Source organism: Pseudomonas sp. FBCC-B1667, from assembly GCF_059133255.1.
The window spans coordinates 613,488-629,760 of sequence record NZ_CP101437.1; the positions used below are offsets into that span (position 1 = coordinate 613,488).

General features: G+C 59.9%; 13 protein-coding genes. 7 read left to right on the top strand and 6 right to left on the bottom strand.

What is annotated here, in order from left to right; translation table 11 throughout:
• Positions 1-13: 13 nt before the first annotated feature.
• A complete protein-coding gene (gcvT, locus tag NL116_RS02645; RefSeq protein ID WP_027926464.1) occupies positions 14-1,096 on the top strand; it encodes a glycine cleavage system aminomethyltransferase GcvT in 1,083 nt (360 codons plus the stop codon).
• 51 nt (positions 1,097-1,147) lie between these two features.
• On the top strand, positions 1,148-1,531 hold the full coding sequence (gene gcvH, locus NL116_RS02650; RefSeq protein ID WP_494375900.1) for a glycine cleavage system protein GcvH: 384 nt from the start codon (positions 1,148-1,150) through the stop codon (positions 1,529-1,531).
• 115 nt (positions 1,532-1,646) lie between these two features.
• Here gcvH and NL116_RS02655 read toward each other — a convergent pair whose 3' ends face one another.
• On the bottom strand, positions 1,647-2,786 hold the full coding sequence (locus tag NL116_RS02655) for a DegT/DnrJ/EryC1/StrS family aminotransferase (RefSeq protein ID WP_494375901.1): 1,140 nt from the start codon (positions 2,784-2,786) through the stop codon (positions 1,647-1,649).
• Between the two features lie 153 nt (positions 2,787-2,939).
• Between NL116_RS02655 and gcvP the strand changes: the two genes are divergently transcribed.
• Positions 2,940-5,813 carry an aminomethyl-transferring glycine dehydrogenase gene (gene gcvP / locus NL116_RS02660; RefSeq protein ID WP_494375902.1) on the top strand — a complete coding sequence of 958 codons (2,874 nt, stop codon included), beginning with the start codon at positions 2,940-2,942 and terminating at the stop codon, positions 5,811-5,813.
• A 113-nt stretch (positions 5,814-5,926) separates the two neighbouring features.
• Here the strand turns inward: gcvP and NL116_RS02665 are convergent, their stop codons facing one another.
• From NL116_RS02665 to NL116_RS02675, 3 genes are all read right to left on the bottom strand, one after another.
• Positions 5,927-6,244, bottom strand: coding sequence for a DUF2388 domain-containing protein (locus tag NL116_RS02665; RefSeq protein WP_494375903.1), 318 nt, complete (start codon positions 6,242-6,244; stop codon positions 5,927-5,929).
• A gap of 74 nt (positions 6,245-6,318) precedes the next feature.
• On the bottom strand, positions 6,319-8,103 hold the full coding sequence (tfpB, locus tag NL116_RS02670; protein ID WP_494375904.1) for a type IV pilus assembly ATPase TfpB: 1,785 nt from the start codon (positions 8,101-8,103) through the stop codon (positions 6,319-6,321).
• A 90-nt stretch (positions 8,104-8,193) separates the two neighbouring features.
• Entirely contained in the window at positions 8,194-8,532 is a 339-nt protein-coding gene (locus NL116_RS02675) for an ACT-like domain-containing protein (RefSeq protein WP_494375905.1), read from the bottom strand.
• Positions 8,533-8,658: 126 nt separating this feature from the next.
• Here NL116_RS02675 and NL116_RS02680 point away from each other — a divergent pair, with 126 nt between their 5' ends.
• Entirely contained in the window at positions 8,659-9,123 is a 465-nt protein-coding gene (locus NL116_RS02680; RefSeq protein ID WP_027926471.1) for an Lrp/AsnC family transcriptional regulator, read from the top strand.
• A 49-nt stretch (positions 9,124-9,172) separates the two neighbouring features.
• On the opposite strand, the gene NL116_RS02685 is transcribed toward NL116_RS02680, so the two are convergent.
• Positions 9,173-10,540, bottom strand: coding sequence for a CYTH domain-containing protein (locus tag NL116_RS02685; RefSeq protein ID WP_494375906.1), 1,368 nt, complete (start codon positions 10,538-10,540; stop codon positions 9,173-9,175).
• A 156-nt stretch (positions 10,541-10,696) separates the two neighbouring features.
• On the opposite strand from NL116_RS02685, the gene argE reads away from it, so the two are divergent.
• Complete coding sequence (argE, locus tag NL116_RS02690; protein ID WP_494375907.1) at positions 10,697-11,848, top strand: acetylornithine deacetylase; 1,152 nt, start codon at positions 10,697-10,699, stop codon at positions 11,846-11,848.
• A 270-nt stretch (positions 11,849-12,118) separates the two neighbouring features.
• Positions 12,119-13,417, top strand: a complete 1,299-nt coding sequence (gene argA, locus NL116_RS02695; protein ID WP_008026003.1) for an amino-acid N-acetyltransferase — start codon at positions 12,119-12,121, stop codon at positions 13,415-13,417.
• Positions 13,418-13,542: 125 nt separating this feature from the next.
• Here argA and tauA read toward each other — a convergent pair whose 3' ends face one another.
• Complete coding sequence (gene tauA / locus NL116_RS02700; RefSeq protein WP_494375908.1) at positions 13,543-14,532, bottom strand: taurine ABC transporter substrate-binding protein; 990 nt, start codon at positions 14,530-14,532, stop codon at positions 13,543-13,545.
• A 362-nt stretch (positions 14,533-14,894) separates the two neighbouring features.
• On the opposite strand from tauA, the gene NL116_RS02705 reads away from it, so the two are divergent.
• Positions 14,895-16,235, top strand: a complete 1,341-nt coding sequence (locus NL116_RS02705) for an OprD family outer membrane porin (protein ID WP_494375909.1) — start codon at positions 14,895-14,897, stop codon at positions 16,233-16,235.
• Positions 16,236-16,273: the final 38 nt, after the last annotated feature.

The following is a 16,273-nucleotide window of genomic DNA, read 5'->3' on the forward strand; positions in this document are numbered from 1 at the left end:
GAAGGAGAAACCCATGGGACAGCGTACGCCTCTGTATGACCTTCATCTCGCCCTCGGCGCGAAGATGGTCGATTTTGGCGGTTGGGATATGCCTCTGCATTACGGCTCGCAGGTCGAGGAACACCACCAGGTGCGCCGCGATTGCGGGGTTTTCGATGTATCCCACATGACCGTGATCGATATCAGCGGCCCCCAGGCCAAGGCCTGGCTCCAGCATTTGCTGGCCAATGATGTCGAGCGCCTGCACAGCCCCGGCCGTGCTCTTTACAGCACCATGCTCAATGAGCGCGGCGGCATCGTCGACGACATGATCGTCTATCGCCTCGACGACGGTTATCGCCTGGTGGTCAACGCCTCCACCCGCAATCAAGACCTCGCCTGGATGCAGGCTCACCTCGACGGCTTCGATGTGCAGCTCAACGAGCGTGCAGAGCTGGCGATGCTGGCGATTCAAGGCCCGCATGCCCGGCAAAAAATCTGCGAACTGGTCTCCCAGGCCCGCAGCAATCTGATTCAGCTGCTCAAGCCATTCGAGGGCCAGCCAGAAGGTGACTGGTTCATCGCCCGTACCGGTTACACCGGCGAAGATGGATTGGAAATCGTTCTGCCGGCTGATCAAGCACCGGGTTTTTTCAACGATCTGGTCGGCGCGGGCATTTCCCCCATCGGCCTGGGGGCGCGGGATACCTTGCGGGTTGAAGCCGGCATGAACCTGTACGGTCAGGACATTCATCAAGATGTATCGCCACTGGCGTCCAATATGGCCTGGAGCATTGCCTGGGAACCGGCCTCTCGCCAGTTCATCGGGCGCACCGCCCTAGAGGCCGAACGGGCCGGTGGCGTGCAGCACAAACTGGTGGGGCTGGTCCTTGAGGAGCGCGGTGTTTTGCGCGCTCATCAAGTGGTCCGCATCGCCAATGTTGGCGAAGGGGAGATCACCAGTGGTAGTTTCTCTCCTACGCTTAGCAAGTCGATAGCACTGGCGCGCGTGCCGATGGCAACTGCCGACCGCGCAGAAGTGGAAATCCGTGGCAAGTGGTACCCGGTCCGAGTGGTCAAACCGACCTTCGTACGCCACGGCAAAACCTTGATCTAACCTTTTTTTGGCGGACTACAACCGCTGACATTTTTCTTGAGGACACAGAACATGAGCGATATTCCTGCCGACCTGCGTTTTGCCGAAAGTCACGAATGGGCCCGCCTGGAAGCCGACGGCACCGTCACCGTGGGCATTAGCGATCACGCGCAGGAAGCGCTGGGTGATGTGGTGTTCGTGGAACTGACTGAAGTGGGCAACAAGTTTGCGGCTGAAGATCAGGCCGGCGTTGTTGAATCGGTGAAAGCCGCCTCCGACATCTACTCCCCGATTGCCGGTGAAGTGATTGCGGTCAACGAAGAGCTGAGCGCTAACCCGGAATTGCTCAACACCGACCCGTACGGCGCTTGGATCTTCAAGCTCAAGCCAAGCAACACCGCTGACCTGGAAAAACTGCTCGACGCCGCCGGCTACAAGACTGCGATCGGCGAGTAATCTTCGACTTGCGAAATCCCTGTGGGGAGCGAGCTTGCTCGCGATAGCGGTTCATCAGTCGACATCCCGGTGACTGTTACACCGCAATCGCGAGCAAGCTCGCTCCCACAGGCTTTTATCGCTTTAGAACAGCCTTGACCGCTGCCACCGAACGCTCGACATCCGCTTTGCTCATCGCCGTGAACATCGGCAACGAGACAATCAGGCGACCGACCCGCTCGGCCACCGGGAACATGCCCTCCTTGAAACCGCGTTCGCGGTAAAGGCTCAGCAAGTGAATCGGCGGGTAGTGATAGCCGATACCGACGCCCAATGCCTGCATCTGCTCCATGAAAGTCGCCCGTGCCGGCAAGCCATCCCCGCGCTCCGGCAACACCAGCTGGAACAAATGCCAGTTGCTGTTCTCGAAATCCGCCGGGGGCAGTTGAGCCCCGTACTGCGCCTCGAAATCCTCGCCAAAACACGCAAAATAGTGCCGGGCCAGTTCACGCCGATGGGCCGTGATGGCTTCGATGTGAGCAAATTGCCCAAGGCCAATGGCCGCCGCGACGTCGGTCATGTTGAATTTGCCGCCCAGCACATCGACATCCAAACCATCGAAACCGCTGCGGGTGACGCCCTGCAAGCGGTACTTCTGCGCCAGTCGCACTTCCTCATCATTGTTCAGCACCAGGCAGCCGCCCTCTGAAGAGGTGACGTTCTTGTTCGCCTGAAAGCTGAAGGATACGAGATCGCCGGTCGAGCCGATGCGCTGGCCGTTCCAGCTCGAACCCAAAGCTTGTGCAGCGTCTTCGACAATCCGCAATCCGTGTTTTTTGGCGATCGCATACAACCGGCTCATGTCCACCGGCAAACCGGCGAGGTACACCGGAATGATCGCTTTGGTCCGTGGCGTGATTGCGGCCTCCAACTGATCCAGGTCGATGTTGCGGGTGACCGGGTCGATGTCGGCAAATACCGGGGTAGCGCCGACTTCCAGAATGACGTTGGCGGTGGCCACCCAGGAAATCGGCGTGGTGATCACTTCATCGCCCGGTCCCACTCCGGCAATGCGCAGGGCGATTTCCATGGTGCAGGTGCCGGAATTGAAGGTGAGCACCGGGCGCCCGCCAAAAAAATCCGAGAGTTGTTGCTCAAAGGCCTGGACCTTGGGGCCGCTGGTAATCCAGCCCGAGCGCAACACGTCGCCCACTGCGGCAATCGTCGCTTCATCGATGGTGGGTTTGGAGAAGGGCAGGAAAGGCTGTGGGTTCATAAATTCAGGCACCTGATCAGCGGACGTTAGGCAGATGCCGAGCATGATGTCTGCAATGGTCGTCGGCGCCAAGCCATCCGCCCGGATATCGACTGCTATGCTGGTTTGACCGTGTTGCATCGACGCTGAGCGCCAGTCTAGAGAGAGCCCGTCATGTCCCAGTTGCCGTCCCTGAGCCAGTTACGCGACCCCCATGCCTTTCTGCGCCGCCACCTCGGGCCCGATGCCGCCGAGCAGCAGGCGATGCTCGACAGCCTCGGTCTTGGCAGCCGGGTCGAACTGATCGAGCAGACGGTGCCGCCGGGTATCCGTCTGAACCGCCCACTCGACCTGCCGCCCGCCCTCGATGAACAAGCGGCGCTGGCCAAGCTGCGCGGGTACGCCGAGCAAAACCAGGTCTGGACCAGCCTGATCGGCATGGGCTACTACGGCACCCTTACGCCGACCGTGATTGTGCGCAACGTCCTGGAAAATCCCGGTTGGTACACTGCGTACACGCCTTATCAGCCAGAGATTGCCCAAGGGCGGCTCGAAGCGCTGCTCAATTTCCAGCAACTGACCATCGACCTCACCGGCCTGGAACTGGCCAACGCGTCCTTGCTGGATGAAGCCACTGCCGCCGCGGAAGCCATGGCGCTGGCCAAGCGTGTCGCCAAGTCCAAAAGCAATCTGTTCTTCGTCGACCAGAACTGCCATCCGCAGACCATTTCCGTGGTCCAGACCCGCGCCGAAGGCTTCGGCTTCGAGCTGATCATCGACACTGTGGATAACTTGAAACAGCACCAGGTATTCGGTGCCCTGCTGCAATACCCCGACACCCATGGCGAGATCCGCGATCTGCGGCCGCTGTTCGATCACCTGCATGCACAGCAAGCCTTGGCGTGTGTTGCCACTGATCTGCTGAGCCTGCTGTTACTGACCCCGCCGGGAGAGCTGGGCGCCGATGTGGTGTTCGGTTCATCCCAGCGTTTCGGTGTGCCGATGGGCTACGGCGGGCCGCACGCGGCGTTTTTTGCCAGCCGCGATGAGTACAAACGGGCGATTCCCGGGCGGATCATCGGCGTGTCCAAAGATACCCGTGGCAATGTTGCCCTGCGCATGGCCCTGCAAACCCGCGAGCAACACATTCGCCGCGAGAAGGCCAACTCAAACATTTGCACCGCTCAAGTGTTGCTGGCCAACATCGCCAGTTTCTACGCGGTCTACCACGGTCCTGAAGGGCTCAAGCGCATTGCCCAGCGCGTGCATCGCTTGACCTGCATCCTCGCCGCCGGCCTTGAGCGGCAGGGCGTCAACCGTCTGAATGAACACTTTTTCGACACCCTGACTCTGGACGTCGGCGGCACCCAGACCGCGATCATAGAAAGCGCTCAAGCGGCGCAGATCAATGTGCGGATTCTAGGGCGAGGGCAGTTGGGGTTGAGCCTCGATGAAACCTCTGACGAAACCACCGTCGCCAAATTGTTCGATGTGTTCCTCGGCGCCGATCATGGTTTGAATGTCGAGGAGCTGGATGCTGAAACGCTGGTGTCGGGCATTCCTGAAGGATTGCTGCGCACCTCGCCTTATCTGCGCCATCCCGTGTTCAATGCGCATCACAGCGAAACGGAGATGTTGCGCTACCTCAAGCAACTGGAGAACAAGGACCTTGCCCTCAACCAGTCGATGATCCCGCTGGGCTCCTGCACCATGAAGCTCAACGCGACCAGCGAGATGATCCCCATCACCTGGCCGCAGTTCGCCAACCTGCACCCGTTCGTGCCGAAGGAGCAGGCGGTTGGGTATTCACTGATGATCGAAGAGCTGGAACGCTGGCTCTGCGCGATCACCGGTTTCGATGCCGTTTGCATGCAACCCAACTCCGGCGCTCAGGGCGAATACGCCGGGTTGCTGGCGATCCGCAAATACCACGAGAGCCGTCATCAAGGGGCGCGGGATCTGTGCCTGATTCCGTCTTCGGCCCACGGCACTAACCCGGCCTCGGCACAGATGGCCGGGATGCGCGTGGTGATTGTCGAGTGCGACGTAGCCGGCAACGTTGATCTGGACGACCTCAAGCAAAAAGCCTCGGAGGCGGGGGACAAGCTCGCGTGCCTGATGGCGACGTATCCGTCGACCCATGGCGTCTACGAGGAAGGTATCAGCGAGATCTGTGACGTTATCCACAGCCACGGCGGTCAGGTGTACATGGACGGCGCCAACCTCAACGCGCAAGTCGGCCTGGCCCGCCCGGCGGACATTGGCGCCGACGTGTCACACATGAACCTGCACAAGACCTTCTGCATTCCCCACGGCGGCGGCGGGCCGGGGATGGGGCCGATTGGTGTGCGGGCGCACCTGGCGCCATTCGTGGCCAATCACCCGGTGGTGCCCATCGACGGGCCATTGCCGCAGAACGGCGCGGTGAGCGCAGCGCCGTGGGGCAGTGCGAGCATCCTGCCGATCAGCTGGATGTACATCGCGATGATGGGGCCGCAACTGGCAGACGCCAGCGAAGTGGCGATCCTGGCTGCGAATTACCTGGCGCAGCATTTGTCCGGCGCGTTCCCGGTGCTCTACACCGGGCGCAACGAACGAGTGGCCCACGAATGCATCCTCGATTTGCGCCCTTTGAAGGCACTGACCGGCATCAGTGAAGAAGACGTTGCCAAGCGCCTGATGGATTATGGTTTCCATGCGCCTACCATGTCGTTTCCCGTGCCGGGGACGTTGATGGTCGAGCCGACCGAGAGTGAATCGAAGGCCGAGCTGGACCGGTTTATCGGGGCGATGCTGAGCATCCGTGCGGAAATCAGCGAAGTGGAAAGCGGCAATTGGCCGGCCGAGGACAACCCGCTGAAGCGTTCGCCACACACCCTGGCGGACATCACCGGGGTGTGGGAGCGGCCTTACAGTATCGAGCAAGCGGTGACGCCGGATGCGCACACCCGACAGCACAAATACTGGCCGGTGGTGAATCGGGTGGATAACGTCTATGGCGACCGGAATCTGTTCTGCGCATGCGTCCCGGTGGATGATTACCGCTGATAGTGAGGCAGACGAATAAACAATGTGGGAGCGAGCAAGCCCGCTCCAACATTTGATCGCATCAGGCCCCAAAAAATGCCGCTCAGGCGAGCGGCATTTTTGTATCGATGGACTTACTTCGACGCGACGGCATTCTTCGCCAGAATCGCGTTCGCCAGTTCCATGTCCGTCGCTTGCAGGCCCGGGTTGTCGGCGCGGACTTTCTGCAGCGCCGCTTCGAGATAAGGACCGCGAATGCCGCCGTCACTGGCGACAAAGCTTCCTGCATCGTCCTGGGCCGCGACGATCAGTTTGTGATCCTTGAACGTCAGGTAGGTCGAGCCGGTGGTCGCACCCGACGAAAGGACGTTAGTCCAAAAGCTATCGGCCATCGCGGAACCGACTGGAAGGGACAGCAGCGCGACGGTAGCGACAGCAAGTTTGAAACGCATGATGGGTGACTCCACTGGGTTAACGACACGGCCTTGGATAGCCATCCCCCAACCGAGTTCCATGACGCCCGGGTCTACTTTTGCTCGCTCTGCGGCGTCACGCGCAGCACCTCTTCGATCGTGGTCAAACCCGCCGCCACTTTCTGTGCGCCCGAAAGCCGCAAGCTGCGCATGCCCTCCTTGAACGCTTGACGCCGGATTGCCAGCAAGTCGGTGTCGGGATTGATCAACGCTTTGACGCCGTCCGTCAGCTGCATGATTTCGTAGACGCCGGCGCGGCCGTGATAGCCGGTGTCGCGACATTCCAGACAGCCGATCGCACGTTGCGCGTTGGTGGGCAAAGGGGCTTGCCAGGGTTTGGTCAAGGTTTGCCAATCCTCTTCGCCCAGCGTCAGCGGCGCCTTGCAGTGCGGACACAAGGTGCGCACCAGACGCTGGGCCATGACGCCGAGCACCGTGGCTTTGATCAGATAATGCGGTACGCCGAGTTCCAGCAGGCGACTGATCGCGCTCGGCGCGTCGTTGGTGTGCAACGTCGAGAGCACCAAGTGGCCCGTGAGCGCTGCCTGAATCGCCATCTCGGCGGTTTCGAGGTCGCGAATCTCGCCGATCATGATGATGTCCGGGTCCTGTCGCATCAGCGCACGCACACCGGCGGCGAAGGTCAGGTCGATGTTGTGCTGGACCTGCATCTGGTTGAATGCGGGCTCGACCATTTCAATCGGGTCTTCAATGGTGCAGAGGTTGACCTCGGGCGTCGCCAGTTTCTTCAGCGTGGTGTACAGCGTGGTGGTCTTGCCCGAGCCGGTCGGCCCTGTGACCAGAATGATGCCGTTGGGCTGACGGGTCATGTCCTGCCAGCGGCGCAGGTCTTCGGCGGAAAAGCCCAACTGATCGAAATCCTTGAGCAGCACTTCGGGGTCGAAAATCCGCATGACCATTTTTTCGCCAAACGCCGTGGGCAATGTCGACAGCCGCAGTTCGACTTCACCGCCATCCGGGGTCTTGGTTTTCACCCGGCCGTCCTGGGGTTTGCGCTTTTCCGCGACGTTCATCCGCCCCAGGCTTTTCAGGCGACTGACGATGGCCATGGTCACCTGTGGCGGGAATTGATAGACGTTGTGCAGCACGCCGTCGATGCGAAAACGCACTGTGCCTTGCTCGCGCCGGGGTTCGATGTGGATATCGCTGGCGCGTTGCTGGAAGGCGTACTGAAACAGCCAGTCGACGATGTTGACGATGTGCGCGTCATTGGCGTCCGGCTCCTGGTCGCTGGCGCCGAGGTTGAGCAGTTGTTCGAAATTGCCCAGGTTAGACGCCTGCTGATCGGCGTTGCTGGCGCCGCTGACCGATTTGGCCAGGCGGAAAAACTCCACGCTGAAGCGCTGAATGTCCACCGGGTTGGCCACGACCCGTTTGATCGGCAGCTTCAACACGTGGGTCAGGTCGGCTTCCCAGCCGCTGACGTAAGGTTGGGCGCTGGCCACGGTCACCGCGTCGCGGTCGATGGACACCGCGAGAATCTTGTGGCGCTGGGCAAAGGCATAGGACATCAGCGGCGTAATGGCCGCGACGTTGATCTTCAGCGGATCAATGCGCAAATAAGGCTGGCCGGCCTGCTGCGACAGCCACAGGGTCAGGCTTTCCAGGTCCAGGTGTTTGCCGGGACGGCTGAGATCGTCGAGGTGTTGGCTGGCGATGAATTCCAGCGGGTGCATCTGGCCATTGGCCGCGTGGCGGCGGCGGGCATTGAGCGCGTGTTCGGCCGAGTCCTGGCTGATGAAGCCTTGGGCGACCAGTTCGCGCAGCAAATCATTGAGATCCAGCCAGCGGTCCTGAATGGCAAGTTGAACGGACATGCGGGCTCCTCATGAACAACAGTCCGCAAAGGATAGTCGCGCAGCCGTCGACCGTTGGGCCACTACCCGACGAAGCCGTGTCGAGGTTTTTCAGACTGCGACCCGGGCCGGTTCATCCCACATCGCATCCGCTGTTTGCAGCTCGACCGAACAGACGCTGATCAGGTTACGTAATTTTTCCGCAATCACTTGGGCACGGTGCCAACTGAGACCATCGATGACGATGTCGATTGACAGCAAGTCGTCCTGGCGCTGCACGTTGACCTGTTGCGGCGTCAAAAACTGCAAGGCGAACAAATTCAGCGCACGGCACAGCAGATCCGGCTCGGCCTCGGCCAGCAGTTGGTAATGAACGCGGCAGTGGGTGTTGCTGACGTTCCAGGCATCGGCACGGGTGGGCGGGGTGTGGACGGCTTCCAGGTGTGGCATGGTCTGTCTCCAAAATTACTGGAGGAATTTTTACATCTGTTGTGGGGTATTTCTTATCTATGATTGGGCTTATTGGCGATTTATCGAATCGTATAATTCAGCGAATCAGCAATTTAAGGTTTTTTTATGCAAAGCGAGCTGGATGGCTACGACCGCAAGATTCTCGCGTTGCTGCAAGAGGACGCTTCGCTCTCCAGCGCACAGATCGCCGAACAGGTGGGGCTGTCGCAGTCGCCCTGCTGGCGGCGGATTCAGCGGATGAAGGAAGAGGGGATCATTCGCGGGCAGGTGACGTTGCTGGACCGCAAGAAGATCGGCCTGAACACGCAGATCTTTGCCGAGATCAAACTCAACGCGCACGGGCGGTCGAACTTCACTGAATTCACCGAGGCGATTCGCGGCTTTCCCGAGGTGCTGGAGTGTTATGTGCTGATGGGGTCGGTGGATTTTTTGCTGCGGATTGTGACGGCGGACATTGAGGCGTATGAGCGGTTTTTCTTTGAAAAACTGTCGATGGTGCCGGGGATACAGGAAGTGAACTCGATTGTGGCGTTGTCGGAGATCAAGTCGACGACGAGTTTGCCGGTGTAGCGCTGACAGAATGCTGTGGCGAGGGGGCAAGCCCCCTCGTCACAGGGTCTTACATACGCAGCAGCATTTTCCAGGCGCGATTCTGATACACCGCAATCGCCTGCTGCTTGCGCGCATCCAGCGATTCATCGGTGATCGGCTCGTTGGCCAGTTGCGCCAGTTGTTTCAGCTCACCGTACAGGCGATCCATTTCCGGGATATCCAGCACGCCACGGGCATGGTGCAGCCACGCTTGAATGCGCTCGATGCGCGGCAGTTGCTCGGCCAGGTCTTCCGGCTGTTGCTGATAGCGCTGCAATTGCAGGGACGTTGCTTCTTCACCCAGCAACCGCGGCAGCCAGCTACCCAGTTGTGCAGCGCCTTGGCGATTGCCACGGACGTTGCGATCAGCCGCCCAGGTGCGGGCCAGCAACCAACGTGAAGTGTTCAGCGAGAACAGACCCCAGCGCGGGTCTTCCAGTTCTTCGAGGAATTGTTCCGGCGCGGCTTTGCGCACGTCTTCGTCCTCGATACCGGCCTGCACCAGCGGGCGCCAGTCTTCCAGCAGTGCATCCAGCGCAAGGCGCAGGTCGTGCGTCGACTGACGTGGCGCGGCCTGGCCCAGGCTGCTGAGCAGGGCACGCAATTCAGCGAGGTTTTCGACCCAATCCAGCAACAGGCGCCAGTGGCCATTGAAGCGATACTGCTCGGCCAGACGCTGGCTGCTGCCCAGCAAATGCCAGCTCAGCGCGGCGAACGCGTCGTCCAGCGGCATTTCGGCGCTGATCTGCGGTGCCGGCAGGCTCAATGAATAGCTGTTGGCGTCGTACAAACGATAACCGCGTTCGGCCTTGCTGATGTCACACGGCATCAGGGCCAGGGTCGCGGCCAGTTCGGCAGCCAGTTCCAGCAGGGCGGCCGGCTCGCCTTCGCGCAATTCCAGTTCGAGCTCGCAGATTTCTTCTTTCTGCTTGCCGACGATCACGTGGCCGAGGTCCAGCGCGGCTTCGATGACCACTTTGGTCTTGCCACGGCCCCACGCGATTTCAGCGCGTTCGCGAACGAAATCGGTGGTGAAGATCGGCTTGAGGGTTTTCTTGTCCAGCTCGGCCAACTCTTCAGGCCAGCATTCGCCGTCGAGTTTTTTTACGTCGAGCTTGGCTTTGGGCAGGTTCCAGTCGTATTCGTTACGCTCGGACAAACCGGCAACACTCTGGCCGCGGGTCTTGAGCGTCTGAATCACTTCTTCGCCATCGCGGCGCAGGCGCAGGGCAACCTTGGCGCGGGCCAGGTCGCGCTCGGGCGTGTCGAAGTACTGATTCATCAACTCACGGCGTTCCCAGCCACTTTTGTTGCGTTTTTTCAGGAGCGGGTGCTCGCGCAGGGCGGCGAGGGTTTCGCGGCTGACGCGTAGCTTGATTTCGGTTTCTTTCTGCATGGCCGGAAAATCCAGGATCGGGAGCGCAGCCGGGGGAATGTGTGGCTGCCAAGGTCGTGCAGTGTACAGGACTCGCAAGTCCTACGCGCCGCGACGGTTTATTCCTGTCGCCGGATGGTTCTATGATGGACTTCAATTCGGGAGTTGGAGTCAGCGATGCCTTTGCCGTCCATGAAAGATCAGTTCGCTGCACTGATCGCTGCGCCGTCGGTCAGCTGCACCCAACCGAACCTGGATCAGACCAACCGCCCGGTAATCGATTTGCTGGCGACGTGGCTGGGTGATCTGGGTTTTGCCTGTGATATCCAGCAAGTCAGCCCCGGCAAATTCAACCTGCTGGCCAGTTTTGGTTCCGGCCCCGGTGGCCTGGTGTTGGCCGGTCACAGTGACACGGTGCCGTTTGACGGCGCGTTGTGGCAGACCGATCCGCTGAAACTCACCGAAGTCGATGGTCGCTGGGTGGGCCTGGGCAGTTGCGACATGAAGGGCTTTTTCGCCCTGGCCATTGAAGCGGTGATCCCGCTGCTCGATCAGCCCTTCAAGCAACCATTGTTGATCCTCGCGACGTGCGATGAAGAAAGCTCGATGTCCGGTGCTCGCGCCCTGGCCAAGGCCGGGCGTCCATTGGGCCGCGCGGCGGTCATTGGCGAGCCGACCGGGCTGAAGCCGATCCGCATGCACAAAGGCATCATGATGGAGCGCATCGACATTCTCGGTCAGAGCGGCCATTCCTCGGACCCACGTCTGGGCCACAGCGCCCTTGAAGCGATGCACGACGCGATCGGCGAACTGCGGGGCCTGCGCCTGTTGTGGCAGCGCGAATTCCGCAATCCGCAGTTTGGCGTGCCGACGCCGACCCTGAATTTCGGCTGCATCCATGGGGGCGACAACCCTAACCGTATCTGCGGCCAGTGCTCGCTGGAGTTTGACCTGCGGCCCTTACCGGGCATGGACCCCAAGGCCTTGCGTGCGGAGATTCTGCAGCGGCTCAAACCGGTTGCCGAACGGCATCAGGTGAAGATCGATTACGCGCCGCTGTTTCCCGAGGTGCCGCCCTTTGAGCAGGCCGAAGACGCGGAATTGGTACAGATCGCCGAAAAGCTTACCGGCCATGAGGCCGAAGCAGTGGCGTTCGGCACCGAAGCGCCTTATCTTCAGCAGCTTGGCTGCGAGACGCTGGTGCTCGGCCCGGGCGATATCGCCTGCGCCCACCAGCCAGGGGAATACCTCGAAATGTCACGTTTGCAGCCTACGGTGCATCTATTACGTCAGTTGATTCAACATTACTGCCTGACATCGGCCAGTTGAGCGACATCAACCATGTGGGAGCGAGCTTGCTCGCGATGGCGGCGCTACATTCAACAACGATGTTGACTGACCCGCCCCTATCGCGAGCAAACTCGCCCCTACAGGGTTTTGTGTTTTGGCTGACTGGCCGTATAAATTGCCAGTGTTCCAACCCGTATTCATGAGGAGAGCGCGCGTGTCGCCAAGCCTGTTCCGACGATAACCATCAGCCCGCTGTGCGGTTTCAGTTTCGCCCATTTTTTGGCTGCTATTTATTACAGGCCCAGGTTCATGCCCGAATACGTTAATTGGCTTCGTCACGCTTCGCCTTACATCAATGCCCACCGCGATTGCACCTTTGTCGTCATGCTTCCCGGCGATGGTGTGGAGCATCCGAATTTCGGCAATATCGTCCACGACCTGGTGCTGTTGCACAGCCTGGGTGTGCGGCTGGTGCTGGTACACGGTTCCCGTCCGCAAATTGAAACTCGCCTGGCCGCACGCGGCCTGACCCCGCATTACCACCACGGCATGCGCATCACCGATGCTGCGACGCTGGAGTGTGTGATCGATGCCGTCGGTCAACTGCGCATTGCCATCGAAGCGCGCCTGTCCATGGACATGGCCTCGTCGCCGATGCAGGGCTCGCGCCTGCGTGTCGCCAGCGGCAACCTGGTCACGGCGCGGCCCATTGGGGTGCTGGAGGGCGTGGATTACCACCACACCGGCGAAGTGCGTCGGGTCGACCGCAAGGGCATCAATCGCCTGCTCGACGAGCGCTCCATCGTGCTGCTGTCGCCGTTGGGCTACTCGCCAACGGGGGAGATCTTCAACCTCGCCTGCGAAGACGTCGCCACTCGCGCGGCCATCGACCTGGGCGCGGACAAGTTGCTGCTGTTCGGCGCCGACCTGGGTTTGATCGATGAAAACGGTCGTCTGGTGCGCGAATTGCGTCCGCAACAAGTGCCGGCGCATTTGCAGCGGCTGGGCAGCAACTATCAGGCTGAATTGTTGGATGCGGCGGCTGAGGCGTGCCGCGGCGGTGTGGCGCGCAGCCATATCGTCAGTTATGCCGAAGACGGTGCACTGCTGACCGAACTGTTCACCCGTGACGGTGGCGGTACGCTGGTGGCGCAGGAACAATTCGAAGTCGTGCGTGAAGCCGCGATCGAAGATGTCGGCGGTTTGCTGGACCTGATCAGTCCGCTGGAGGAGCAGGGGATTCTGGTGCGTCGTTCCCGCGAAGTGCTGGAGCGTGAGATCGAGCAGTTCAGCGTGGTTGAACGCGAAGGCATGATCATCGCCTGTGCGGCGCTTTATCAGATTGCCGACTCGGACGCCGGGGAGCTGGCGTGCCTGGCGGTAAACCCTGAGTACCGCCATGGCGGTCGCGGTGATGAACTGCTGGAGCGCATCGAAACCCGTGCTCGGGCTCAGGGATTGAAAACCCTGTTCGTGCTGACGACCCGCACGGCTCACTGGTTCCGCGAGCGCGGGTTTGTGCCGAGCAGCGTTGAACGCCTGCCGTCGGCACGGGCTTCGCTGTACAACTATCAGCGTAACTCGAAGATTTTCGAAAAGACCCTGTGATCGTGTGGCAGTGATCGTTCCCACGCTCTGCGTGGGAATGCAGCCTGGGACGCTCCGCGTCCCATCCAGAGCCGAACGCGTGGCGTCCGTTGAGGCATTCCCACCGCAGAGCGTGGGAACGCTCTTCAGTCAGCCACAAACTTCGCACTGACATACGCCGAATAGTCCGGCAATACCGTCTCTACCTTCCCTTGCTCCTTCAAGAACTTCGCCGTCTCGCCAATCGCCTTCGCCGTGCCGCCATCCAGTAGCGCAGCGGTCTGCTGGGCCTTGGCATCCGGGAACGCCGAGCCAGCCAACAATTCCGGCACATCGGCCGCATTGGCACCGGTCAATTTGGCGATTTTCTGTACCGGCACCGAATCGGCGGTCCAGCTGTCTTTATGCGCGGCGTAGTCGGCGAACGAGTCGAGCGTGACCTTGGCAAACTTGGCGACCACCTCAGGGTGTTTCTCGGCGTAATCCTTACGCGCGACCCAGACCTCGAACGTCGGCGCACCCCACTGACCGACCTGCGCAGCATCCGTCAACGTCTTGCCCGTCTTGCGAATTTCCCCCAGTGCCGGCGACCAGACGAACGCGCCATCAATATCCCCACGCTTCCACGCGGCAGCAATTTCCGCCGGTTGCAGGTTCACCACTTTGACTTTCGACGCGTCCAGGCCCCAGTGCTTGAGTGCGCCGAGCAAGCTGTAGTGAGAGGTTGAAACGAACGGTGTGGCGATGGTCTTGCCGATCAGATCTTCCGGTTTTTCGATGCCGCTGCCATTGCGCACCACCAGGGCTTCAGCCGCATTGATCTGCGCAGACACGATGAACGCGACAATCGGCAAATTGCGCGAAGCGGCCGCGGCCAAAGGGCTGGAACCGAGGTTGCCGATCTGTACGTCGCCCGACGCGATGGCGGTCACCACTTCCGGGCCGCTGTTGAAGCGACGCCAGTCAATTTTCTCGCCGATGGTTTTTTCATACAGACCATCTGCCTGGGGGACTTTGCTGGGGTCGATACCGGTTTGATAACCCACGGTCAAGTTGCCCGCCTGGGCGGAGAAAGAGAAAAGCAGCGATACACAAACTGTAACAATTGGACTGGATAGTGCGCGTTTAGTCGTCATGGCATGGCCTTTCGGTAAGGTTTTGTTTCCGAATTGCTTCAAAAGCTAAACGATCTAAAAAACGTCTAATAAATAACATTTAGGAATTAGCTTATGAGCGGAGGGCTCTATTCTGAGGATGGGGAGCGGCGAAGAGCTTAATTCCTAAAAGGTATGAGAAAAGAAACATCTAGTTCTTTTCAGGTTTGTGACGAACTCATGACCTGCATGGACCAAAAAACGGGGGATTAGACCATGGTCGTAGACACATATAGTTACGATTGACTTGTGGGTCACGCTCTGGCGCTAATCGCGCATCTTAGGATCCCGAGCATCGACTTGGGGCCAGGAACACAAGAATTAGAATCGAGAGGAGCATCACAATGAACAAGTCAAACTTGGCTTTGGCCGTGGCCGTAGGAGTTTTGGCGCAGCAGGCAGGCGCCGCGGGTTTCCTGGAAGACAGCAAGGCATCCGTCAGTTCCCGCACCATGTATTACGACGCGGACGTGCGTGGAGGTCCGAGTACTGCTGCTAACCGTCAGCGTGAAACCGCTGAAGGTCTCAAGTTCGATTACCTGTCCGGTTTCACGCCAGGCACCGTAGGTTTTGGTATCGACGCCCAGGCGCTGGTGGGTATCCACCTGGATGGCGGCAAGGGGCATCACCCGCTCGGTAACAGCAACTCATTCTTCCCTAGCGATGGCGATCATGCGGCCGACGAGTGGAGCCGTTTGGATGGCAACGTCAAGGCGCGCTTCTCGAAGACCGAAGCCCACTTGGGCGGCGCTCTGGCCCCTAACCTGCCGATCCTGATCGCGAACGACAGCCGTGTGCTGCCACAGACCTTTCAAGGGGGCACCATCTCCTCGAAGGAAATCGATAATGTGACCATCAACCTCGGTCAGCTGGAGCAGGCGTCGGGTCGTGCTTCCTCCAACAGCACCGGCATGGCAGTGGCGGGCGGTACGCAGGACAGCAACCAGTTCCGTTACGGCGGTGCTGACTGGAAGGTCACCAAAGACCTGACCCTGCAGTACTACCACGCGGAACTGCAGGATTATTACAAACAAGACTTCCTGGGGATGGTGCACGTCTGGACGATCGATCCCAAGCAGTCGTTCAAGTCGGATTTCCGCTACTTCGACAGCAGCTCGGTTGGCAAGAACGGTGACGCCGGCTACCGCTTCAACAACAACAACGGTTACGCCAAGACCCCGGGCGAGGTCGACAACACGACCTGGAGCGGTATGTTCACCTACACCCTGGGTGGCAACGCGTTCCTGCTGGGCCACCAGCGCGTCAACGATAACGGCGGCTTTGTGTTCTTGAACCAGGGCAGCCTTGTCGATGGCAACAACAATCCGGAAGGTGCCGGCGGCGCCAGCTTCTACTCGTTTACCGACGCCACCGTTGGCAGCTTTATCCGTGCCGGTGAAAACACCACGTTCGGTCAATACTCCTATGACTTCGCCTCACTGGGCGTGCCAGGCTTGAAAGCTTCGATTGCTTACCTCAATGGTCAAGACATCAAGGCTACCAACGGTACCGGTAAAGACCTGAGTGAGCACGAAACCGACGCGCGTATCGATTACGTGATTCAAACGGGCTTGCTGAAAGGGTTTGGTACAACGCTGCGTCACGGTACCTACCGTGGCAACACCAGCACCCCTGATCAAGATCAGACCCGTCTGATCTTCAACTACACCTACAGCTTCCTGTAACAGCAGTCAGACAGAGCCTCGCCGATTGGCGAGGCTTT